This window comes from Pseudomonas sp. 44 R 15 (assembly GCF_900004965.1).
Taxonomy (GTDB): Bacteria; Pseudomonadota; Gammaproteobacteria; order Pseudomonadales; family Pseudomonadaceae; genus Aquipseudomonas; species Aquipseudomonas orientalis_A.
In genome coordinates, this window is the sequence record NZ_CVTU01000048.1 from 20,432 (window position 1) to 42,611 (window position 22,180).

Genomic DNA, 22,180 nt, shown 5'->3' on the forward strand with positions numbered 1-22,180 from the left:
TTTATAGATGGCTGTGCTGCGGGCATAAATGACATCATGCCCGCTCTATTCTCGCAGCGTATTGGCCACCTTTTGGCCGAGGGAGCTTTCAAGTACATGGTTTCGTTTGACCTCCCTGCCGGCGGCGGAGATATGGGGCGCCTCATACGCGAAACGGATTGGTCTGCAACCCCTCTGGGGTCCAGAGAATCTTGGCCTATGGCGCTCAAAAGCTCACTCAGTCTGATGCTGAACTCACCCGAGAGCATGTACCTCGTGTGGGGAGACGCGTTACAACTGTTCTTCAATGACGCTTACCTCATCAATCTCCCATGCGCGCCAGAAGTTGCCTTGGGCGCGCCGATTCATTTGGTTTGGGGCCAAGCATGGGAGCAAGTACGCACCATTGCGCAAAGCGCGCTTCAGGGGCAGGCAAGCCGCTTTGAAAACCATCCGATTACACTTGTTCGAGAGGGGGTGACCGAGCTGACTTTCTGGTCATTCTCGTTTTCGCCACTGCATGGGGATACTGGAAAGCCTGAGGGAATGTTCTGCCTTGTCCACGAAACCACGACGCAGGTGCACGGAGCGCTGAAACTGGAGGAGAACGAGGCGTTCACCGACCGTGTTCTCGCGAGCATAAACGACTGCATCAAGGTACTGGATCTGGACGCGCGCCTGACGTTCATGAGCGAGTTGGGTAAAGAGATCATGGAGGTCAGCGATTTCAACGAAATACGCGGCTGTCCATGGCCTGACTTCTGGCAGGATCAGGGAAACGTGGATGCCAAGGCTGCCGTGCAATCTGCTCGCGAAGGTAAGAGTGCCAGCTTTATGGGATCTGCTTTCACCATGGGTGGGACGCTGAAATGGTGGCACGTTCAAGTCAGTCCTATTTTTGGCTCGGATGGGAAACCTGAAAAAATCCTTAGTGTCTCTCGCGACATGACAGCCCTGCGTGATGCCCAAAATGCATTGGCCAAACTCAACGAGTCGTTGGAGCAGCAAGTTGTCGAGAAAACCCGGGACCGAGATCGCATTTGGCGGCTTTCCGCAGACCTCATGCTGGTCGCTCATTTCGATGGGAAAATCTCGGCGGTCAACCCTGCGTGGAGTAAAACGTTGGGATGGCCTGAAGACCATCTTATAAATAGCCAGTTTCTTGACTTCGTTCACCCTGATGACTTGGAGCGGACGATTGGTGCGATGACCGATCTGAAGCGAGGGGAGCATTTCCCTACTTTCAAGAATCGCTACCGGCATTCGGATAACTCATATCGCACCATCTCCTGGACGGCGGTGCCGGATAAAGACTTTATCCACGCTGTTGGCCGGGATACTCAAGCGGAGGAAGATGCCAACGAGGCATTGAAGCTTTCAGAGGAGGCGCTGCGGCAATCGCAAAAGCTGGAAGCTATTGGGCAGCTCACGGGTGGTGTCGCCCACGATTTCAATAATCTACTGACGGTTATCAAGTCCTGTACAGATCTTCTCAGCAGCCCAGTCCTATCAGAGGATCGCCGCGATAAATACATCAAAGCGATTTCAAGTACGGTAGAGCGCGCGGCGCGGTTGACGAGCCAGTTGTTGGCATTTGCACGACGACAAAAGCTGCAACCGGAAATCTTTAACGCTGGCGAGAGTGTTGTGCGAATAGGCGAGATGATGGACACACTCACTGGGTCACGGATCAGTGTGACCATCGATATTTGTGATGAGCCGTGTTTTATCAATGCCGATGTAAGCCAGTTCGAGACTGCGCTGGTAAACATGCTCGTTAACGCTCGGGACGCAATGGGCGGTGTCGGGGAGCTTTCAATCAACGTTAATACGAATACATCGCTCCCCGCAGTACGCTCACACCCCGAGCGTCCTGGAAATTTCGTAACTGTTTCTATATCTGATACCGGCACAGGAATTTCTGCAGACAAATTAGAGCGCATCTTTGAGCCGTTCTATACAACCAAAGGTGTGGGGCAGGGCACCGGGCTCGGCCTATCTCAAGTTTTCGGGTTTGCAAAGCAATCAGGCGGAGAGGTCCTGGTCAGTAGCTGTGAGGGTGTTGGCAGCACGTTTACTCTATATCTGCCACGGGTCGAGGCATTCGTGCAAAAGACCATTGATGCCGCACCTGCAGTTACGGAGTGCGGCGAGGGATATGCAGTGCTGGTTGTAGAGGACAATGAAGATATCGGGACTTTCACTTCTGACACCCTGCAGCAGCTGGGTTATACCGTCCACTGGGTATCTGGCGGGCAGGAAGCGCTTATCGCGCTCTCACCTAATCCGGAAAATTTTCATGTCGTCTTCTCAGATATCACGATGCCCGGCATGAGCGGGATCGAGTTGTTCGAACGTATCGAAGTACTTTATCCATGGTTGCCCGTGGTCCTCACAACAGGCTATAGCTCCGAGTTCGCCAAAATTGAAGCGGGTGGTCAGCGGTTCGAGCTATTGCAGAAACCTTACTCAATCGAATCGCTTTCCAGTTTGCTTGCCAACGTGGTGAAGCGCAGAGCTTCACTGCGTTCATAATAGATTTCGATTGCGTCCAACGATCTTTCGACAAAGTGAAACAGGAAAATCATGGCACTCACCGCTACCTGTATTGTTTCCCTATTTTTTTGGGCTGTTGTTTCAGCAGTTACGGGGACTCAAGAGCCATGGGACCTGGCTAATTATTGGACCCTCATCTATCCCGCCGCGCTTGCTCTGTCGGTGATTCTTGGAGCCCTGCTGAAAAGCGCCCAGTGGTCCGCAGGCGCCGTCGTAATGCTTGCTCAGATCCCGGTGGTTTTGGTTACGTCTGGTGTTTCCCCGTTGCTGGGCGTCGGCATTCTGTATGCGGCTTTTCTTGCGATTCCGGCGATAGCGCTATCGTGGCTCTCCGGCAGGGTGCGACAGGCTTACACGCCATAAAGCCCTGATCGTTCCCACGCTCTGCGTGGGAATGCCGCCCCGGACGCTCCGCGTCCTGCTTTCAGCGCAAAAGCCGTCACTTGCGCAAGGGTGACGCGGAGCGTCATGGGATGCATTCCCACGCGGAGCGAGGGAACGATCACAAATCGCCCAGCGTAGTGCTGCAAGATCGTACAAGCTCTCCCACCCTCCCCCTCGCTAACCTGACGACTCTCCCCCACCACGAGTACCCGTCATGGTCCAGACACGTCCTATAAACCTCGCCCAAAAAGCCTCACTGATCGAGCAACAATGGAGCCCACGGGTCGTCGCCGAAATGAACGACTACCAGTTCAAGGTAGTGCGCATCGAAGGCGAATTCATCTGGCACGCCCATCCCGAAACCGACGAGGCATTCCTGGTACTGGAAGGCACGCTGCGTATCGACCTTGCCGACGGCCCGGTCTATGTGGCGCCAGGCGAACTGTATGTGGTCCCTCGCGGCGTAGAGCACCGCACGGCCGCCGAAGGCGAAGCCAAGCTGATGATGATCGAGCCACGTGGCATCTTGAACACCGGTCATGAAGGTGGGGACCGGACCGCCTTGAATGATCAGTGGATCTAGGGCTGCCTTTGGATCATACGAATCAATAAAGCTGACGGACGCGTTATCGTTGAGGTTTTTCGCGAGCACGCTCGCTCCTACAGTGGGGCAAGTTCCGTCAAGCAAATTAGCGACATCAACAAAGGCGCGAACTCGGTGACTGGCTTATCGATTTCAGCGCCCTCTCCAACCAACCAAACCCCACATGTTCCTGTTCCAACCTGACCCCACTCCCCAGCCTGTTGTCGCGCAACTCATCGAACAACCCACGCTCTTCTGGCGTAAGAAAGGGCAAATCGTGAGCCACCTGCCGGCTCTCCTGCCCCCACAGCTCCTTGTGGGCCTCCAGGGTTTGGCGGTCCATCAATAACGATTCGACATGCCCAAACTTGCGCCGCAGTTGATCAAGAATGGCAAAGCCGTGGGTATCAATATCGCCCCAGTAATACATCGTGCAGCGCGACAACCACTCGGCACGTCCCAGGGTTTCCCAGCCATAGCCTTTACCAAAGATCACGATGGCCTCTGGCACAGGCGGAAAGGCGAGGAAATTGGTTTCGTTTTCGGTCACGAATACTCGCGTTACGGCGATGTGCAGCCGGGAAAAGCTCGCGGCGTCGAGGGTGATGTCCGGCAAGTCAGCCCCGGGCAGCAGGGCCAAGCCAGAGTCGAGCACACGAAAGCGAAGTACGGCGGTTTTTTCAAGGAAGCCGTAGCGAGCGCAAAACTGCGAGGCGCCTTTGTACTGTGTCGCGATAGCCTGCTCCGGCAGCACTCGATCAAACAATTCGCTCAAGACGGCTCGGTGGCCTTCGATGAATTTGGTATGGATGCCCGGAATGTCGACCTGTCGCAGGTAGATTCCGGGATATGGGTGTTGCTTCATCCACGCCACGACCTCCAAAAGCGCCGGCCAATGCGGCGCGAGTTCTACGGCCTGCAAAGGCCGAACGCCCAGCCAGCCGACAAGCGAGGGTTGCCGCTGAAGGGTCAGCTCAAGCATGCCGCGCAAGGCTTGCAGCTCAATCTGTTTGCCGATCAGCTTAATGGCATCTTCGGCCGAGTCCAGCCACACCGCCGCCGGTAACCGCTGCAAACCGATAACCCGATGGTTGATGTCCCGCCATTGAATGCGAATACCGTCGACAGCACTGAGCTGTGCGACCCACTTGCGGACATCTTCGAAGTGTTCACTTAACTGAGTCGTATCCGGCGTTTTCAGCGCAAGTCGGCGTGGCTCCCAGGGCGGCCCTGCAACCAGCGCGCGCAGTAAGTCCCCGCGCAACCAAAGACGCAGCATCTGTTGCTTGAGGTCCTGCACCGTAGTCCAGTTCATCATGACAAATCGCCTCGGTGCTCCCGGTACTCCTCAATCGACAAATTACGCAACCGGGAGGCCTTGCCGCCCTCGTTTTGCACAAAGCCCACGCTGGAAACAAAAGGCTCGATGATGTGGATTTTCTGCAAGGGGGTGACGATCAGCAATTGCAGGTTGAGCTGTTCAAATAACCTCAGGCCGTACTCGGCCGATTCGTCGGAGCCGCGGCCGAAGGCTTCATCGATCACCACAAAACGGAACGAGCGCGAACGCACGGCGCCCCATTCCAGACCGAACTGATAAGCCAGGCTGGCCGCCAGAATGGTGTAGGCCAGTTTTTCTTTCTGCCCACCCGACTTGCCGCCCGAGTCGGAATAATGCTCGTGCTCGCGATCATCCTCGCGCCAGCGCTCGCTGGCGGCGAACAGAAACCAATTACGCACGTCGGTCACTTTGGCGGTCCAGCGTCGATCCTGTTCAGTCAGCCCTTCGCGCCCGCGAAAGCGATCAATGATAGTTTTGACTTGCAGGAACTTGCTCTCCGAATACTGGCCGTCTTCGGAGCCGGTCAAGGCGCCTTCGGTGCAGGCGCGCAATTGCATCTGGAAGTCGCGAATGTCGGCATCCGGGCTCAGTTGCGACTCCAGCACGATATAGCGGCCGGGGTTGTAGTCGATCTGCCCCAGGGATTGATTGATCAGGTCAATACGCTCCTTGATGGTCTCCCGCTCCCGCGCCAGTTGCCCGTTGAAGTTGGCGATCTCATTGATGGTGTTGACGTTGAGCAGTTCCTTGAAGCGTTGCTCAAAACGCGGCAGATCGTCACGGATGAGCTGATCCAACAGGTTGCTGTACTCGTCGACGGCGTTAAGGTCGGCATCGAACTCGTTGGTTTCCAGCTTGTAGGCTTCCTTGAACGCCGCCATCGCACGGATGATTTTGTCGCGCAGACGCTCCAGTGCTTTGGCTTCGGCGTCCATTTTGCCTTGCAGGGCTTCACGCACTTCGCGTTCGGCGTTATCGCAGGATTCAACGGTCAACAGCCGCTCGCCCAGCACCTGGGCACGCAGGGCCTCCAGATGGAGCCGCGTGGCGTCTGCGATCGTGATGATCAAGTTGAAGGTTTCGACGCGAAGCGCGGTGGCGACTTCGTGCTTGGCCTGCACGCTCCCCAATTCCTTGTCGAGCCTGGAGATTTCTTCTTCCGTCTGCCCCAGCGTGTCTTGCATGGTTTTCAGTTGGGCGGTCAGTTGCAGCAAGGTGTCACTGGCCGCTTCCAGCGTGGCTTTTTCATCCTGCAAGCGCGCCACGAGGGTTGCACACTCCGCCCAGTCAATGTCCCGATAGTCAGTGAATTCATTGAGCGCCGCCAACGATTCAAGCTGCTGACGCAACTGGCTGCGCCGTTTTTCGGCATTGGCGATCTGTGCGCCGATATCGGCCAATTGCCCTTGCAGCCGTTCTTTTATCGCCTCAAGCGCAACGATTTTTTCCGCGTTGCTCCAGCCCAGCACATACCGACTGCGGTCATCCAGCCGATGTCGATCATCCTTTTCATGCCGCTCACCAGCGCCCTTGATCTGCCCCGACAACGACAGGGCACGCACCTCTCGACGAAATTGTTCCGGTGTGTCGCAGCAGGCGTAATTGAAACGATGGCTCAGTTCGCGCAGCAGCCAGGCGTAAAACGCCGAGTCGGGTTTAACACTGAGTTTTGTCACCAGCGACTGTGGATGCAGATCCGGCGCATCGGACTGCCGACCGGACCGTACGCGGAAATACACCAGGCGACCCGCCAAGTGGGTTTTATCCACCCAGGCGGCGACCTGGTTGTACTGTTCATCCGGCACCAACAGCGCCAGGCCGAAATTGTGCAGCACGCGCTCAATGGCGCCCTCCCACGGGCGATGGTCTTCGCGCACCTGCAACAGTTCGCCGACGAAGGGCATGACGTCTTCCGCCAACCCCAACGCCAGGCACATGGCCGTGCGCAACTTGATCTGCGCATCGGGGATATTGCTGCGCCGCGCCTTGAGACTGGTGATTTCACTCTCCAGTGCCGCGTGCTCAAGCCGGCCCTGGCGCAACGAGACGCCCCATTCGGTGATCTGGTTTTGCAGGTCGGCTTCCTGGGTGCCCGACTGTTCTCGACGGGTTTGCAACTGTTGTCCAAGACGGGTGAACGCCGCTTCATCGTCAATCGGTGACTCGCCCACAGCGGCAAGTAATTGCCCGTGGCGCTGCGCTCGCTGTTGGCGGCGTTCGCGCTCGGTATCGTACTTGCGTATGTCTATCGCCAACTGCTCGAGACGATCACCGCCCTGCTCGGCCACCGCCCGCTTGATGGATTCCACGTCCTGGCGCTGACGATCACGCTGCTCGATCTGACGCTCCTTTTGCGCGCCGAGCCGCTGTTGATCCTGAGCCAGCAGTTGCAGGCGTCGATCCAACAGCGTCAGCTTGAGTTCGGAAAACCAGGGCTTGAGCGCCTCCCGACAATCACGCAAGCCGTCCTGCTCTGCGCACAGGCCCTGGTACTTGTCGCAATCGGCCACCAGCGGCTCCAGCAACACGCGCTGCTGCTTAGCCTTGAGCACGGCCTCATGGGCACGGCTCAGATCATCGAAGTGGGCGATCAGCGCAGCGATGCGCGCGGCAACATCAAAGGGTTCAAGCATGTGGCTGCGCACAAAATCGGTGAGGTTACCCACCGACTTCATCGAGACGGTTTGATGAAAAAGCTCCAGGGCCTGCTCGTTATCAATGCCAAGGCGGCGCCGGAACCACGCACCGTATTTGGGGAAACTGTCCTGAATATCCGCCCCGCTGTTACGCAGGCGCTTGCGCAGTTGCGGGATGTCCGAGCCAAAGTCGGCAAAGTCCGCGGTGATGCACAGGTCGCGCTCAGCGCCGACGTAAAAGCGCTCGGGCTGGCTTTGCCCGTCTCTCATCCAGAACACCTGGGCCAGGGTGACCGTCTGATCGTAACCGGCGTTATGAAACACCCCCAGAATCACCGAGTAGCTGTTGTGGTCACGCAGGGCGACGGGTTTGGCGGCACCGGTGACGTCACTGCGCTCGGATTTGTAATGACCCAGGACATAGGAGCGCAGGCTGCGCTCTTTGTTTTCTGCGCCGGCGGCCTTGTTATAGGCAATCCGTTGAGTGGGTACCAGCAGGGTGGTCAACGCATCCACAAGCGTCGACTTGCCTGAGCCGATATCGCCTGTCAGCAGGCTGTTTCTGCCCTCGGGCAACAGCGTCCACACGCGTTGATCGAAGGTGCCCCAGTTGAAGACTTCCAGGCGTTTGAGGCGAAAGCCTGAAAGGCTGTCATCGCCGATAAAGTCCAGCTCGGGTAGCAATAAGTCACTCATGGAACCACCTCCGGTTCGCTGTGTGGCGCGGCAGGGCTCTCGCCGCACAGATGGGCACGGTACTCACTCAGGCGGGTGTCGAATTCAGACAGCCACTGAGCATCCACGAACGCCTTCAGAATGCGCCGTACTTCATAACTGAGGGGGCCGCTGCTGCTCTTGAGACGCCGCAAAAAACCCAGGTCGACGACCTTGCCGATATGCGTGTCAATCTGATCGACCAGCCGCGCTTCGTTGCTGCTGTCGGGCAGAAACACGCGAATCAGTTCGACGATGTCATCGCGGGTCAGCACCAGCCGTGTTTCACCGCCACTGGCATCGAATTCCGCGAGTTTTTTACGCAGCAAGGCCAGCAGCAGGCTGACCGGAAATGACAACGGCCGGCGCGCAATCAGGCGCGGTACGCGAACCGTCGATTCATCGTCTGCAGGTTCGGTTCGGCTCCTCAAAAAGGCGTAGCCTTCGGCCTCATCCAGCATCAGCTCCAAACCCAACACGGTCACGTAGTCGCGCACCCGCGTCTGCAAGTTGAGCAATACGCTCCACAAGCGCTCGTCGGCTTCGTGATACATCACCCCTTTAAGCAGCACAACCAGCAGCGTCGACAAATCCGCCGCGCCACTGTCCATGACCTCACCCGATGCGGGTTGCTCTTCGCTCATCCTTGCCTCACAAAAATAACGCGCGCCAACCGTGCGTGCTTCTGAACCGAATGGCCATCACGATCCGTCGCGACCCACGCAATCGGCTCGTCCTGAGTGTCGTCGACAACGGTGGTAAAGGTTTCACTGCCCAAATGAAGATACGCCACCAATTCGGCCAACCCCTGCTGCAAGGGCCGCAACCGAGTCAGCTCATGCAAGGTAACTTGCGAGCGTAGCTGCAAGGTTTGCTGAATATGAGCGGCCAACCGAACCAGATCGACCGTCTGGTCGTTATACAATGCGCTGATATCGATATGTTCGTCGCCGACTTGCACCGCGATACCGGCAAAGTCGGGCTTTACGCTCAAGGTGTGCAGCGGGCGTTCCATGGGCAATTCAATACTGGCGGCCACGTCGGCCATGTCCATGAACGCCCCTGCCGGCGCTTGCTCACGCAGGCCCAGCGCCTTGGCTTCAACCCCGTGCAAAATATCCATGATGCGGCGGTTTTCCAGCCAGACCTGATCGTCCAGAAAGCGCCGTAATTGCTGGGACAGTTGCGCGACCATGCGCTGAGTGTGCTCGCCGGCCTCAAGCCAGTCGTAATGCACCCGCCGGGTACGAATATCCGGCTTGAGTTCCATCACCGGTGCCAGGGCCAGCACACGGTCAAGCATCCGCGTCAATTCCTCTTGACGACTGCTCGACATCAAAAAGCCCCAAAACGCCCTGAAACTACGGCCCTGGTCCGAATCGGAAATAGCGTCGCGCTCGCCCATGATCTGTTCGAGCAACGCGCCTTTGGCACCTTCCCACAAGGCAATCCGCTCCCGCACACGGCGGTCGAGCAGACGAAAGTTATGCTCGACCTCGCGAAAGTCAGCCAGCAACTCCCGTGATAACTGCGTGAATTGCTGAAAGCGATCTTTGAGCGCCGTATCGTCAAGCAGCGGCACGTCACCGCGCAGAATTTGTGCGATTTCCGCATCCAGCTCATCACGGCGCTTACGTAAATCGGCAACGCGCTTGGCCGGGTCGGTTTCACTGCCTTCACTCATTTGCTTGAGCAGCTCGAACAGCGTCAGTAAGCGCGACTCGGTACCGACGAATCCTCGCTCGGCGAGGGTGGCCAACCAGGCGATGGCTTTCTCGGTGGACGGGGTCAGGTCGAATTGCGGTTCATCATCGTCTTGACGATAGAACTTGCGCAGCCAACCTTTTTCCGGACTGGCCCATTCATTGAGGTACTGCAAAGCAGACTTGGGGAAAACATCGTCATCCAGCTGCCGGCGCAAGACATAGAGCTCGTCTTCCAGCGACTCGGCCAGATCGGCAGCAGGAACAGTCCGAACGTTGGTCGCGACAAACGCACGATGTAAAAAACTCGCAACCAGCGGCCCATGGTCCGAACGCAAGAGGCGCCAGGCCGGATGGTGCGTGCGCAAGCTTTCAAGGGTGGCGTAATCCATCACTCACCAATTTGCAGGGTTGATCAGCGGGTAACAGTGGCGCGAATCATGGACTTTTTCCACCCTTTACTAGCGCAACTAGCCGAACGGATAGGTATCGCTAAGTCGTGCGAGGTTGAGGCCATAGAAGACATCGCGGTGACGGCAGAAGACAGTTCACTGCTGGCGGGAGAGTTGTGTACTGTGGTTTCGCGTTTAAAGTTGTAAGGCAAAGAGTACGCAAACCAAACGGTTCAAAACATCAGGGTCTTTTTTTTCCCGCGCAGAACAGTGATCATCGCCCCCCCAAAAAACCGCAGGAACCAAAACCATGGAATTGACGCTGGAAGCGGTTGCGCTTTATGCACTGAAGCTGGTGCACGAGACGGACGGCGGCAGCCCGGTTTTGCGCGATGATCCGGTGATGGAAGCGTACGACCGGGAGGTGTTTGGGTTGTTGGTGCGCCAGGGGGATTTGGCGGGGATTCAGGTGAAGCTTGATGAGTGCATTGCACAAGCATTGATTGCCTTAGGCGGTACCGACACGGTACTGGGGCGAGAACTGCAAAAACTATCCGCTGATGTTCAAGGCGTCTCTCACCTTGATGAACTGTCCTTGCCACTCAGCCTACTTAAGGACTACCTCAAAGACATCCAGTGAATCGGCGATCAGCATACTGGCCAAATACACCATCAAGATCGCAACACCCGCGTCCAACCAACGCCAGACTGCCGGCGTTCGAAACAACCCCGTCAACCGCTGACAGCCCAGCGCCAGCACCACGAACCATATAAGCGATGCCGTCATGGCGCCCGCGGCAAACAGTGCTTGCTGGCTTGCCGGTTTCGCAGCACCAATGGAACCGATCAGCACCACCGTATCAAGCCATGCGTAGGGGTTGGCGAACCCCAGCACTACCGCCGTGCGCAACAACCCCCGTTGCGAGTTCCCGCCGTGGGTGTCCGGCATCGATTGATCACGCAGGCAAGCCAATAGGCGCTGAGCACCGAACCAGAGCAAGTACGCCGCGCCGGAGAGTAGCAACAGCGCTACCAATGTTGGACGACGCTCTAAAATCGAACCTAACCCAGTGATGCCGAGAGCGATCAGCAGGACGTCGGCCACTATGCAAATTGCGACCACGCCCCAGACGGGACCACGGCTGACACCTTGGCGGATTACCAAGGTGTCTTTGGGGCCGGGGGCGGCGAACAAACCCATACCTAAAAGCAAGCCTTCGAGGTAGAGCGCACTGAAGTAGGGAGCCATGGAGTGTCCGTGCCCGAGGAGATAGTTACAGGAGTTGAATAGGTTGATTACCGAAGCCGATGTGACGGGCGTTTACGGAACGACTCAAATCGATTCTCTGCCTGCGGAAAAAGCTGGTCAGCACTTGCTCAGGATTCGGGTTAACAAAATAAATCAACGAGCTTCTGTCCACCGGCTTCTGAGGTGCGAGGACCGCGTGATAAGCCGCAGGAATTGCGTGATCGGACAGCTCAGTGAGTAAAGACCCTGCCAGCACCGCAATCTCATTCTCCAAAAGACGCACCGGCTCAAGCGAGAGCCCCTTCACCAACACCAGCCCTTCGCGGCTAGGCTTGATAAGCGACAGCATGTGGCCATCTTCATGGGGGTCCTGGACGAACCGCCGCTCAATGCTTGCAGCCTGAGCACGATAAACACACAACTGCACGTAGGACGCCGAGCGAAAAGGGGCAAGTGGAGATACTCCAAACTCGCTGCATATACCGTCCATCAACTCTTGAGCCAACTCGCTGACCTGGCGCTCAAAAATTTCTACAGCCGCAAAAAAATCGCTCCGAGTAAATTCAAAACCATTTCTTTTCGACGCATGCGCCTGCCAATAACAGAATCGCTCACAGAGGTCAGGATGTTCCTCAACACTTGAGTATTCGGCACCGAAAGGGAAAAAACCGTCAGTGTCCTGGCTGAAAGAAAATGACGCTTTGGTGGCATGGGATATTGCTGAGTATCCATCAACAATTTGTTTGTAGTCCTGCAGCATGGCTTCCGGTAATTGCAAAGTGCCGAAACCTGATCGAGCAATGGAAGCGCAGCACGTCTTTAATTGAGTCATCGCTATATCCAAAGGTAGACGTAAAGGAATACAACAAACACTAGGTTCGCAAGCATGCGAGAAACTACGACACTGGATATAGCCAACCAGAAAGCGACCAATCCATGTCCTTCACAACATCACCAGCAGGTCGCAAGTGTGCATTGCGTATTACCCGCAACGGTGGTCAGGTTGTCTTTTTTGGCGAACAACGTGTGGGCCTTTCCAAGCACTAGGGATAGCAATCGAATATGAGCATACGAACTCGCGACACCCTCCGCTCCCTCGTTGTACGACGCAGTCGAGAGTTGGGTAAATCCATGACCACCCTGGCCAGGGAAGCCGCAATTTCCAGAACCTATCTGTACGGCTTGGCCAGCGGCGTATCTCAAGATCCCTCGGTTCGCACCCTGATCAAACTCGCCAAGGCGCTTCAGGTTTCACCGCTGCTACTGTTTCGCTATTTTGCCGACCTGACTGGCGCACCCGTCGATGCTTATTCAACTGCAGCCACGAACCGCGCCATCGGCCTACGCGACCCCAGTGACATCGCCGTATTCAATGCAGACGTCACCACCCCCGATCAAACCGTGGTAATGCCCAGTGAGACTTTTCATAAGACCTGGGAAATCCAGAACCTCGGCACACGTCCATGGCGTGGACGAAGATTGGTGCGCGTTGACGGTGAGTACGTCATCGCACGGCGCACCGCCATGGGCGCGCCATTGGAAGTCGTCATGGACACGCATCTGCGCAGCCTTAACAACGAAATCCTCATCGCAGAAACACTGCCTGGCCAACCCGTGCATATCACGATGGAATTCGCCGCGCCCAAGGAAACCTGCGCAGTCACTTCCATCTGGCGGATCGAGGATGAACATGGGCAACCGTGCTACGGCCCTGAGTTCATTTTGCATGTGATCGTAAACGTGATGACGCGCTGAGCTACTTGCGCCCTTCCACCACCATCCGCACCGCCAACCCCGTCAACACCGACCCCATCAGCCAACGCTGTACCACCTGCCAGCCCGGCCGGGTGACGAAAAATACGGCGATGGAGCCCGCCAGGGTGGCTATCACCGCATTCACGCTCACGCTGATAAGAATCTGCGTGAAGCCCAGCACCAGAGATTGCATCAGCACACTGCCATGGCCGTTCGGGTCGATGAACTGGGGCAACAGCGATAGATACATCACCGCAACCTTGGGGTTCAGCAGGTTGGTCACCAGGCCCATGGTGAACAGTTTGCGCGGGCTGTCCTGGGGCAGGCTGTGCACCTGGAACGGCGAACGGCCACCCGGCTTGAGCGCCTGCCAGGCCAGATAGGCCAGGTACAGCGCCCCGCCAAACCGCAGCGCATCGTAGGCAAAGGGCACCGCCATCACCAACGCGGTAATCCCCAAGGCCGCGCACAGCATGTAAACCAGAAACCCCAACGCCACGCCGCCCAGGGAAATAAACCCGGCGACGCGCCCCTGGCAGATCGACCGTGAGATGAGGTAAATCATGTTCGGGCCGGGCGTCAGCACCATGCTCAGAGATATCAGCGCATAGGCAAGCCAGCTGGACAGTTCGGGCATGATTTGGCTCCTGCAACGCTGTAGGGTTGGACGCCATGGTAGGGCGTTCAAACCGCGCGCGTCAGATACAGATCCGCGCGCAAAACGTCATACACCGAGCGCACCATTCACCCGAGGGCAGGCACATGATTGATTTCAACAACAAAGGCTTCTTCAAGCTCAAACAGAACAACGAATACGCCGAACGCGTGGCGGCATTGCTGCTCGATGGCGAGGAAGTGGTGGATGCGTACAAGGCCATGCGCGACGGCGTGGTGTTCACCACCCAGCGCATCATCGCGGTGAATGTGCAGGGAATTACCGGCAGCAAGAAGGATTTTACGTCGCTGCCGTACAAAAACATCGTGGCGTATTCGGTGGAGACGTCGGGTACGTTTGATCTGGATTCGGAGCTGGAGATTTACTTTTCGTCGTTGGGCAAGGTGAAGTTTGAATTTACCGGGAAGACTTCGATTGTCGAGATTTCACGGTTGATTTCAAAGCATCTGCTGACTTGATCAGCGGACAAAAAGAGACCTCGGTGTGCCAAGGTCTTTTTTACTACCAACACGGTTCGGCTACTGCATCCCGATCAAAAAAATGGGGGGTTTGCTCGTGAACGGCGCCCCATGAAGTCTAAAACTACAGCATCACCTCATAAGGCCCAAGCACCTTACTTGTCTGCACCAGCCCTTGGCGCATCAACATCTCCAGATAACTCTGCGTATCCATTAGCGGCCGCTTCAACGCTCGCCTCTGCTTCTGTGCCGCGGCCAGTACAGCTGCCTGATCCAAGTCCCAAAGATCCGAGATAAAGTCATCCGGGTGCATTGGCTCAATGTCATAAGCAGCCAAGATATGCGATGGGAAGTCTTTCAAGTTGAACGTAACGATGACCTCCGCCTTACTACGAATCGCCGCCGCCAGTACGTGACGATCATCAGGATCGGGCAAATCCAGGCTCGAACATAACTCCTCATACCCTGTCACCAGCCCGTCGGGTATAGCCTTGTCCATCATCGTTGAAGTGTTATCCACTTGCTCCGAAGTAAGGTCGGGGCGATTTTTTAGCACATTGCGCTTCCACTCTTCATGGATCTGGCTGGTCCATCGCGCTCGATACAGACCAGACAATCCCAGCCACATCAACAGATCCCGGAGTGCTGCCGGGTAAAGAACACAAGCATCGTATACCGCAGTGAACGGCGAACACCTCATAGGTCATACCCCATGCCTAACTCCTGAGCCTGCCGTACCAACGCCTCCATCGCCTCTTGGCTTTCTGCATCGCGCTGCTGTTTAAACGCCATCAAATCTGAAAACCGGATACGCCGATGGCGACCCGTCTTCGTAAAAGGAATGGCGCCTTCTTCCAGCATCTTCACCAGGTGCGGGCGTGAAACGTTAAGCAGGTCGGCAGCCTCCTGGGAGGTCAACTCAGCATGGACGGGTACAACCTTGACGGCATTGCCCAGCGCCAGCTCACCCAAAATATCAACCAGCAGACGTAGCGCGGATGTGGGGAGGACAAGGGAGTGGGGTTTGTCTTCTTTGTCGAAGATATCGATGCGTTGAGTGTCGAATTTGGTCGACAGCAATGAGGCCAATTCGCGCTGGCCCTGAACGGCGGCTTCGACTTCCTTTTCCAGCGGAGGAATTGTTTTAGGGAGGTGCGGGGTGATCATGATGCTGCTCCGTCGTCACATAGTTCAATTGAGCTCAAGCTAAACGAAACAAACGAAAATCGCAATATTCGAAACCCGCTGAAGTTACTGTCTACTTTTCCCACACTCCCCATCGAACACTGCCAATTCCAGCCCCGTGATATCCCCCCGTAGGCTCACTCCCTCGCACAAGGAAGTGAGCCGGTCATGTCAGAACGTTCTTATCCACCGACTGAAGAAGCGCTACGCAGACAGCGAATCCTGACACCGCAACCGTCGCGGGCCCCCTATTCGCCGGCGATTGATCTATACGAACCCTCCCCTGCCCCAGCCCCCACGCCGGCAAAACCTGTCGGCTGCGTCTTTATCAAGCCCTGCCAATTGCCGGACGGCTTCACCCGCTACGCAGAGCCCACCGGTTATGTCCCGCTGGAGTTGGTCAAGGAGTACGCCCATTTCAGCCTGCTGGGTGGGCGCGAACTGGACGGCCGAGGCGCGGTGGCCTTGCGCAGGATCGGCGGCAGCGCGTTGCCCGCCGGCTTGGGGCAGTTGGCGTTGCGCTCTGCAGTGTGGGAATCGGCGACGACTGCCGTCGGGTCTGTCGCCGGTGGCCTGTTGGCCGGTTTGGTGGCGCTGGCCTGGCCGTCTGAGATGGGTGATAGCGCGCTCTACAGTGAGGAGCAGTTGCGCTCGATGGCGCGGGCGCGGTCGCAGATGCGTTTGCATGTCGAACAACGCGAGGACGGTACGCTCAAGGGGTATGGCTTTTACACCGGCAACCATCCGAGCTGGCAGACGATCGATGTGGTGCAGTTCCAAACCCGCGGCCAGCAGTTTGTGGCGGATTTGGGTGAGGGAGTCGAGTTGATCTGGACGCCTGCGGTTGATCCCAGTGACACGCTGGGAATTCCAGCCTTGGAGGCTGCGCCGCAAGCGCCGGTGATCTGGATTTACCCGCCGACGGAGAAGGCCGCGCAGATTCTGGTGAATCCGGTTTATCCGCCGGAGTACCGGGATTTTATTCTGGTGTTCCCGGTGGGGTCGGGCGTTCAGCCGCTGTATCTGGTGGTAAATGAGACTCGCAAGGGCTCGAAAAATCCAGATTATGGTTACTTCCCGGCCCCCAAGACCGAGGACATTACTGGCTTCCCTGGTTTGATAGAACAGAAGAGAAAGACGCGAAAACGCAACGGTGGCGGGCTTCGGGAGCGCTGGAAGGATGCGAAAGGAAAAAGACTTTTTGAGTGGGACTCAGAACAAGGTGAGCTGGAAGTCTACCGATACAGTGATGTGAAACATCTAGGGTCATTTGATCCCTATACCGGCGAGCGGCGGGGGCCGGCGAAAGATGAAAGACGTATAGAAAAGTAAGTGGAGCGTTCTCTATGGCAATGAAACTACGGCTGCAATGGTTCAACAAACAAACAGAAAATTTGGAGGCAGCTGAATACTCAGCAGACTTTGAGGAAGACGACAGCATTCTTAACAAACTCGATTTACACGAGGAACCGCAAATTTATTCTGGAGGGTTTGATGTTCTCCCAAGCTGGATAGCGATTCTTCAGCCACATTTCCGGCGGGTGATAGAGCCAGATATTTTCGACTTCCAGATTTCTTTTCACTATCAAGGCGCCTGGCCACCGCCCCCGAAGCAGTCGAACAAGGAATCGTGATGCAATGAGACCTACCCTGCAAAAGCCTCTCCTCTACCGCTCCTTCAACTCTAGAACCCACGGTGTGCGTCACGGCAGCTGTCGCGCTTATCGGTATGAACGGAACACAAAAAGTGAAAGAAACACCTTGGCAAATCGAGGTTCCATGCACAGTCACCTACGACACGGCTTTGATTACACACCGCTATTTCGGTTTCTCCTGTCCAAAGTCGGCCACCCATGGAGCAAGGTTTTCAGCGAAGCCAACGCCCGCCTGGATCGTCCGGAGCCGGTGTTCTGGATGGTTGCGCTGCATGAAAGCGACAAGCAGGAGTATGTGAGAACGGATGAGAACAGCTATTACAGCGGCTTGTGGGTAGACGAGGCCGGCCTGTTACAGAAGGTCAACCCGCAACTGACGCCCGAGCTTATGGACCCCTTTTACGACTGCTGCACCCATACCTTCAATGGTGTGGTATTCGCACAGGCTTTACACAGGGTTGAGAACTTAACGCCTGAAGGCTAGACATACGCCGACAACCCTCTACGCCATCACTCGTGCTGAAACGTCTCAAGATACGCCAATATATTTTCAATCTTCTCCGGATCACTGATGCCCCAGAAAATCATCCGCGTCCCTTTCACAACCGATTTCGGATCTTCAATGTAGGCCGCCAGTTTGTCCCGGGTCCAGACCACTCCCGAGGTCTTCATCGCCTCCGAATACTGATAGTCCGCCGTGGTACCGGCAGGTCGATCAATGATGCCGTTCAGTTGCGGCCCAAAACCGCCACGGGCGCCTTCGCCAATGCTGTGGCAACCGCCGCAGGTCTTGGCGAAGAGCTTGCCGCCCGCTTCCGCATCGCCGGCGGCGGCAGCCTGGCCGGTGGTCAGCATGAGGGCGAGGGTCAACAAGGCATACTTCATCGGACAGCTCCGCGTCGAGTGTTGATGCCAATTATGCCTGTTTACACAGCAACGCCCTCAGCCACATTCCTGCACACCGCCAAACGACCACCCATCGTTTAAAAAACATCCAATCGAACCTATGCCTGCAGCCCCCACTCAACCCTACTGAACCCTGATGGTGGAGTAAGGATCATGGCTCGGCCATCGATTTTAGTATTGGAAGACGACGAAATCATTCGGGCGTTAATGGTGGATGTGCTGGAGGACTTCGGCGCGTCGGTGACGTCGTTCCCTTCGGCGGACGACGGGATGATTTATCTGGAACGGGGCGATGACCCCGTGGACCTGATTGTCAGCGATATTCAAATGCCGGGTTTGCTCAATGGCTTTGACCTGAGCAAGGTGGTGGCGCACCGCTGGCCGACGGTGCAGGTGGTGCTGACGTCAGGCAACGCCCATCTGGCGGCACAATTGGGCGGCTCGGTGCGATTCCTGCCCAAGCCCTGGAGCACCCAGCATCTGATTGACTGCGTGCAAACAGCGCTGAATCAGCAGGGTTTGGCTATGCATTGATAGCGTCGCGATATCACCTTGAGCGAACTTCCCGGTGAAACCATCGGTCCATTAATGACGCAAGGAGCGACATTTCTGATCCGTTAGTCAGCCTTTTCGCCTTGCGCGTTTAGTTACTGACTACGAGTTGTGTAGAATCGTCGCCCTTTCCCGCGCGTCACTCATGGCCGAGAGGCCCACAGTTCGAGCTTACTGAATGCATTCTCAGGCCCATGACGTCGATGCGCCCCCACTGTTGGAAGCGTTGCGCACAGGCACGGCCTTGCTGCATACCGCGCTGGAAAAACGCCTGCCATTTTTCTCCGAGCGCCTCGATGCGCAGTGGTATCGGCGCCTGCTCCAGGCGTACTTCGGTTTTTATCAGCCTATGGAAACTGCACTGTACGACAGTGGCTTGATTCCCGACGGGTTTGATACGGCAATGCGTGTGAAAACACCGATACTGGTCAGTGACCTCCACGCGCTGGGCCTGGATGATCAGGCCATCGACACCCTGCCCCATTGCACGCAACTGCCAACGCTCGACACCCCCGCCGCCTGCCTCGGTGCTCTGTATGTACTGGAGGGTGCGACGCTGGGTGGCCAGGTGCTTCGTCGTGAAATGGCGCAGCGCCTGGGCGTCAATGCCGACAACGGCGGCGCCTTTCTCGACATCTACGGGGTAGAGACCGGACGGCGCTGGAAAGACTTTCTTGTTTATCTGGGCGACCAGCCGCTGGACGCGCCCGCAAAACAATGCGCCGTGAACGCCGCCCGCTCGACATTCAGCTGCTTTGAGCAATGGCTCGACAGCCAGGAGGTACTGCTATGAAAACCGAAGATTTTGAAGAGCTGCTTGCCAACTGTGCCAACGAGCCCATCCGCTTTCCCGGGGCGATCCAGCCCCACGGTGCGCTGCTGACCCTGTCGGAGCCCGGCCTGAATATCATCCAGGTCAGCGCCAACGTCGGCACCTTGTTCGGCCATGCGCCCGAAACGCTGCTCGGTCAGCCGCTGCACAGCGTGATCGGCACCGAACACGCCCAGGCCGTGCAGGTCATGGCCCGGACCAATACCTTCTTCGACATGCCACCGTTGCACGTCACCCTCAACGGTGCGGATTTCGAAGGCTTGCTGCACCGCCACCAGGACGTGCTGGTGCTGGAGTTCGAGCCGCGGCTCAAGGACTTTCGCCCGCGCGCGTTAAACGGCCGCACCAGTAACCTGGGCAAGATGCTGCAACGTTTGCAGGCGGCGAAAACCCTGCAGGCGCTGTACGAAATCAGCGTAAATGAAATCCAGGCCATGACCGGTTACGACCGTGTGCTGATCTACCGTTTCGAAGACGAAGGCCATGGCCAGGTGATCGCCGAAGCGTCGGCGCCGTCCATGGAGCTTTTCAACGGGCTGTTCTTCCCTGCGTCCGACATCCCGGAGCAGGCTCGCGAGCTGTATCGCACCAACTGGCTACGGATTATTCCCAATGCGGCCTACGAGCCAGTCCCGTTGGTGCCCAGGCTGCGGCCAGATACCGGCGAACCGCTGGATTTGAGCTTTGCCACCCTGCGCAGTGTGTCGCCGATCCACTGCCAGTACATGCAGAACATGGGCGTGCTGTCATCCATGAGCATCTCGCTGATGGACGGCGACAAGCTCTGGGGCCTGATCAGCTGCGGCAATCGGGAGCCCCTGCTGGTGCCGAACGAGTTGCGCACCGCCTGCCAGACCATCGGCCAGGTGCTGTCGTTGCAGATCAGCGCCATGGAAGCCTTGGAACTGAGCCGTCAGCGCGAGGAAAAACTTCAGGCGCTGGCGCTGCTTGATCAAGCGATGAAGGCCTCGGAGGACAACGTGTTCGATGGCCTGGCCCAACAGGGCCAGTTGCTGATGGACCTGACGCGGGCAGGCGGCGTGGCGATCATTGATAACAAACAATTGCACCGCTACGGTAACTGCCCGGAACCGGCGCAGATCCGTGCGCTGCACAAATGGCTGCAGGAACGCGACGAACCGGTGTTCGCCAGCCACAATCTGGTTTCGTCATACCCACCGGCCGCCGAGTTCCAGGCACTGGCCAGCGGCGTCCTGGCCATGCAACTGCCCAAGCCTGTGGACAACGGTGTGCTGTGGTTCCGCCCGGAAGTCAAAGAGAACATCAACTGGAGCGGCGATCCGCAAAAGCCGCTGGACCTGGAAAACTCCGACGCCGGCCTGCGCCTTCGTCCCCGCACGTCATTTGAAATCTGGAAGGTCGAAATGGCCGGCATCTCCACCAAGTGGAGCCATGGCGACCTGTTCGCCGCCAATGACCTGCGCCGCTCGGCCCTGGAAAACGACCTGGCCCGCCAGGTGCTGCGTGAACAACAAGCCGTGCGGGCGCGTGAAGAGCTGGTGGCGGTGGTGTCCCATGACCTGCGCAACCCCATGACCGTGATTTCCATGCTCTGCGGCATGCTGCAAAAGGCTTTCAGCTCCGACGGCCCTCATACGTCACGGCGGATTTCCTCGGCCATCGATACCATGCAGCAGGCGGCCGGGCGCATGAATGTGCTATTGGAAGACTTGCTCGACACGTCGAAAATCGATGCGGGGCGGTATGTGGTCAAGCCGGTGGCGCTGGATGTCAGCCAGATGTTCGAAGAGGCTTACTCCTTGCTCGCACCGCTGGCGTCGGAGAAAGGCATTGACCTGTCGTTCAACGCCGAGCCCGGCCTGCTGATCAACGCCGACCCGGAGCGCCTGTTCCAAGTCCTGTCGAACCTGATCGGCAATGCCATCAAGTTCACCCCACGCCAGGGCAATATCGGCATCAGTGCCATGAGCAATGGCGAAGAAATCGTGTTCTCGGTGCGTGACTCGGGCGAAGGCATAGCGCCGGAACAATTGCCCCATGTGTTTGACCGCTACTGGACGCAGACCGAAAACAACCCCACCGGCAGCGGCCTGGGACTGTACATCACCCAGGGCATCGTCCAGGCCCATGGCGGCAAGATCGTTGCCGAAAGTGAGGTGGGCCGAGGGAGTGAGTTCCGGTTTACGGTACCCAAGATGATTGAAGATTCGTACACCTGATGCGGTAGAGCATGGGCGGGACCCTTTCTAAAAAACGCTCGTCAGTTGCAGTCATATCTTGCAGCAACGCGTTTATAGCGGCCCTTGCGGGCCGCTATTAAGGTAGGCCTTGCTTCGCTCCGATAGGCGAAGTCATCCTCTACTCATAGAAGGAAACATCCATGGTCAGCGGAATCAATCATTCACTGAGCAGCTTTCAATACCCACCTCTGCAGCAGGATGATGCAGGGCCCCAACGCACGAAGCGCAGCATCGACTCCACCGCCACGCAACAAAATGCCTTCGAGCCTGAAGGCATGGCGGCCAATGACCGACGCAAAACCAAGGGCGGTGGGCTGGACAGCCTGGGTCGAGGCAACGTTCTCTAACCGGGCGCGTACGAGGGGCCGTGTACGGCCCTTCGTACCCCCCGATAACAAAAC

General features: G+C 57.1%; 23 protein-coding genes. 13 read left to right on the plus strand and 10 right to left on the minus strand.

The genetic code is table 11. The features are described 5' to 3' along the window. Nucleotides 1-132 precede the first annotated feature (132 nt). The 3 genes from BFP93_RS05680 to BFP93_RS05690 all read left to right on the plus strand — a co-directional run bounded on the left by BFP93_RS05680 (nucleotide 133) and on the right by BFP93_RS05690 (nucleotide 3,502). Complete coding sequence (locus BFP93_RS05680) at nucleotides 133-2,514, plus strand: PAS domain-containing protein (protein ID WP_065892404.1); 2,382 nt, start codon at nucleotides 133-135, stop codon at nucleotides 2,512-2,514. 51 nt (nucleotides 2,515-2,565) lie between these two features. After that, nucleotides 2,566-2,898 carry a hypothetical protein gene (locus BFP93_RS05685; protein WP_065892380.1) on the plus strand — a complete coding sequence of 111 codons (333 nt, stop codon included), beginning with the start codon at nucleotides 2,566-2,568 and terminating at the stop codon, nucleotides 2,896-2,898. Between the two features lie 235 nt (nucleotides 2,899-3,133). Then, on the plus strand, nucleotides 3,134-3,502 hold the full coding sequence (locus BFP93_RS05690; RefSeq protein ID WP_065892381.1) for a cupin domain-containing protein: 369 nt from the start codon (nucleotides 3,134-3,136) through the stop codon (nucleotides 3,500-3,502). A 115-nt stretch (nucleotides 3,503-3,617) separates the two neighbouring features. On the opposite strand, the gene BFP93_RS05695 is transcribed toward BFP93_RS05690, so the two are convergent. Genes BFP93_RS05695 through BFP93_RS05710 form a run of 4 tightly spaced genes read right to left on the minus strand, consistent with a single transcriptional unit; the run spans nucleotide 3,618 to nucleotide 10,289 of the window. Further along, entirely contained in the window at nucleotides 3,618-4,820 is a 1,203-nt protein-coding gene (locus BFP93_RS05695) for a Wadjet anti-phage system protein JetD domain-containing protein (RefSeq protein WP_240996956.1), read from the minus strand. After that, nucleotides 4,817-8,176: an ATP-binding protein gene (locus BFP93_RS05700; protein ID WP_065892382.1), complete on the minus strand. Its 3,360-nt coding sequence runs from the start codon at nucleotides 8,174-8,176 to the stop codon at nucleotides 4,817-4,819. Before BFP93_RS05700 ends, BFP93_RS05695 begins: the two co-directional genes overlap by 4 nt. Further along, complete coding sequence (locus BFP93_RS05705) at nucleotides 8,173-8,838, minus strand: DUF4194 domain-containing protein (protein ID WP_065892383.1); 666 nt, start codon at nucleotides 8,836-8,838, stop codon at nucleotides 8,173-8,175. The genes BFP93_RS05700 and BFP93_RS05705 overlap by 4 nt, the downstream gene beginning before the upstream one ends. Continuing rightward, nucleotides 8,835-10,289 (minus strand): DUF3375 domain-containing protein, encoded by a 1,455-nt coding sequence (locus BFP93_RS05710; protein WP_065892384.1) that lies wholly within the window; start codon nucleotides 10,287-10,289, stop codon nucleotides 8,835-8,837. Before BFP93_RS05710 ends, BFP93_RS05705 begins: the two co-directional genes overlap by 4 nt. A 310-nt stretch (nucleotides 10,290-10,599) precedes the next feature. Here BFP93_RS05710 and BFP93_RS05715 point away from each other — a divergent pair, with 310 nt between their 5' ends. Next, nucleotides 10,600-10,929: a hypothetical protein gene (locus BFP93_RS05715; protein WP_065892385.1), complete on the plus strand. Its 330-nt coding sequence runs from the start codon at nucleotides 10,600-10,602 to the stop codon at nucleotides 10,927-10,929. Here the strand turns inward: BFP93_RS05715 and BFP93_RS05720 are convergent. Then, entirely contained in the window at nucleotides 10,897-11,538 is a 642-nt protein-coding gene (locus BFP93_RS05720) for a LysE/ArgO family amino acid transporter (protein ID WP_065892386.1), read from the minus strand. The two genes, BFP93_RS05715 and BFP93_RS05720, sit on opposite strands and share 33 nt — an antisense overlap. A gap of 25 nt (nucleotides 11,539-11,563) precedes the next feature. Continuing rightward, nucleotides 11,564-12,370 carry a 2OG-Fe(II) oxygenase family protein gene (locus tag BFP93_RS05725; RefSeq protein ID WP_065892387.1) on the minus strand — a complete coding sequence of 269 codons (807 nt, stop codon included), beginning with the start codon at nucleotides 12,368-12,370 and terminating at the stop codon, nucleotides 11,564-11,566. Nucleotides 12,371-12,600: 230 nt separating this feature from the next. Here BFP93_RS05725 and BFP93_RS05730 point away from each other — a divergent pair, with 230 nt between their 5' ends. Beyond that, complete coding sequence (locus BFP93_RS05730) at nucleotides 12,601-13,293, plus strand: NBR1-Ig-like domain-containing protein (protein WP_065892388.1); 693 nt, start codon at nucleotides 12,601-12,603, stop codon at nucleotides 13,291-13,293. 1 nt (nucleotide 13,294) lies between these two features. Here the strand turns inward: BFP93_RS05730 and BFP93_RS05735 are convergent, their stop codons facing one another. After that, nucleotides 13,295-13,930, minus strand: a complete 636-nt coding sequence (locus tag BFP93_RS05735; protein WP_065892389.1) for a LysE family translocator — start codon at nucleotides 13,928-13,930, stop codon at nucleotides 13,295-13,297. A 125-nt stretch (nucleotides 13,931-14,055) separates the two neighbouring features. Between BFP93_RS05735 and BFP93_RS05740 the strand changes: the two genes are divergently transcribed. Then, nucleotides 14,056-14,427, plus strand: a complete 372-nt coding sequence (locus tag BFP93_RS05740) for a PH domain-containing protein (RefSeq protein ID WP_065892390.1) — start codon at nucleotides 14,056-14,058, stop codon at nucleotides 14,425-14,427. 124 nt (nucleotides 14,428-14,551) lie between these two features. Here the strand turns inward: BFP93_RS05740 and BFP93_RS05745 are convergent, their stop codons facing one another. Then, entirely contained in the window at nucleotides 14,552-15,127 is a 576-nt protein-coding gene (locus BFP93_RS05745; RefSeq protein WP_065892391.1) for a PIN domain-containing protein, read from the minus strand. Beyond that, nucleotides 15,124-15,594: a helix-turn-helix domain-containing protein gene (locus BFP93_RS05750; RefSeq protein ID WP_065892392.1), complete on the minus strand. Its 471-nt coding sequence runs from the start codon at nucleotides 15,592-15,594 to the stop codon at nucleotides 15,124-15,126. The genes BFP93_RS05745 and BFP93_RS05750 overlap by 4 nt, the downstream gene beginning before the upstream one ends. A gap of 186 nt (nucleotides 15,595-15,780) precedes the next feature. On the opposite strand from BFP93_RS05750, the gene BFP93_RS05755 reads away from it, so the two are divergent. From BFP93_RS05755 to BFP93_RS05765, 3 genes are all read left to right on the plus strand, one after another. Then, entirely contained in the window at nucleotides 15,781-16,944 is a 1,164-nt protein-coding gene (locus BFP93_RS05755) for an S-type pyocin domain-containing protein (protein ID WP_065892393.1), read from the plus strand. Between the two features lie 14 nt (nucleotides 16,945-16,958). Beyond that, entirely contained in the window at nucleotides 16,959-17,246 is a 288-nt protein-coding gene (locus BFP93_RS05760) for a colicin E3-like toxin immunity protein (RefSeq protein WP_065885092.1), read from the plus strand. A 145-nt stretch (nucleotides 17,247-17,391) separates the two neighbouring features. After that, complete coding sequence (locus BFP93_RS05765; RefSeq protein WP_347400893.1) at nucleotides 17,392-17,751, plus strand: hypothetical protein; 360 nt, start codon at nucleotides 17,392-17,394, stop codon at nucleotides 17,749-17,751. A 26-nt stretch (nucleotides 17,752-17,777) separates the two neighbouring features. Here the strand turns inward: BFP93_RS05765 and BFP93_RS05770 are convergent, their stop codons facing one another. Continuing rightward, the gene (locus tag BFP93_RS05770) at nucleotides 17,778-18,152 is read right to left on the minus strand and encodes a c-type cytochrome (RefSeq protein WP_065885091.1); all 375 of its coding nucleotides are present in this window, start codon (nucleotides 18,150-18,152) and stop codon (nucleotides 17,778-17,780) included. A gap of 174 nt (nucleotides 18,153-18,326) precedes the next feature. Between BFP93_RS05770 and BFP93_RS05775 the strand changes: the two genes are divergently transcribed. The 4 genes from BFP93_RS05775 to BFP93_RS05790 all read left to right on the plus strand — a co-directional run bounded on the left by BFP93_RS05775 (nucleotide 18,327) and on the right by BFP93_RS05790 (nucleotide 22,126). After that, nucleotides 18,327-18,707: a response regulator gene (locus BFP93_RS05775; RefSeq protein ID WP_065885090.1), complete on the plus strand. Its 381-nt coding sequence runs from the start codon at nucleotides 18,327-18,329 to the stop codon at nucleotides 18,705-18,707. Nucleotides 18,708-18,903: 196 nt separating this feature from the next. Further along, entirely contained in the window at nucleotides 18,904-19,518 is a 615-nt protein-coding gene (locus BFP93_RS05780) for a biliverdin-producing heme oxygenase (RefSeq protein ID WP_065892394.1), read from the plus strand. Then, nucleotides 19,515-21,758: an ATP-binding protein gene (locus BFP93_RS05785; protein WP_065892395.1), complete on the plus strand. Its 2,244-nt coding sequence runs from the start codon at nucleotides 19,515-19,517 to the stop codon at nucleotides 21,756-21,758. Before BFP93_RS05780 ends, BFP93_RS05785 begins: the two co-directional genes overlap by 4 nt. Nucleotides 21,759-21,919: 161 nt before the next feature. Further along, nucleotides 21,920-22,126 carry a hypothetical protein gene (locus BFP93_RS05790; protein ID WP_065892396.1) on the plus strand — a complete coding sequence of 69 codons (207 nt, stop codon included), beginning with the start codon at nucleotides 21,920-21,922 and terminating at the stop codon, nucleotides 22,124-22,126. Nucleotides 22,127-22,180 lie beyond the last annotated feature (54 nt).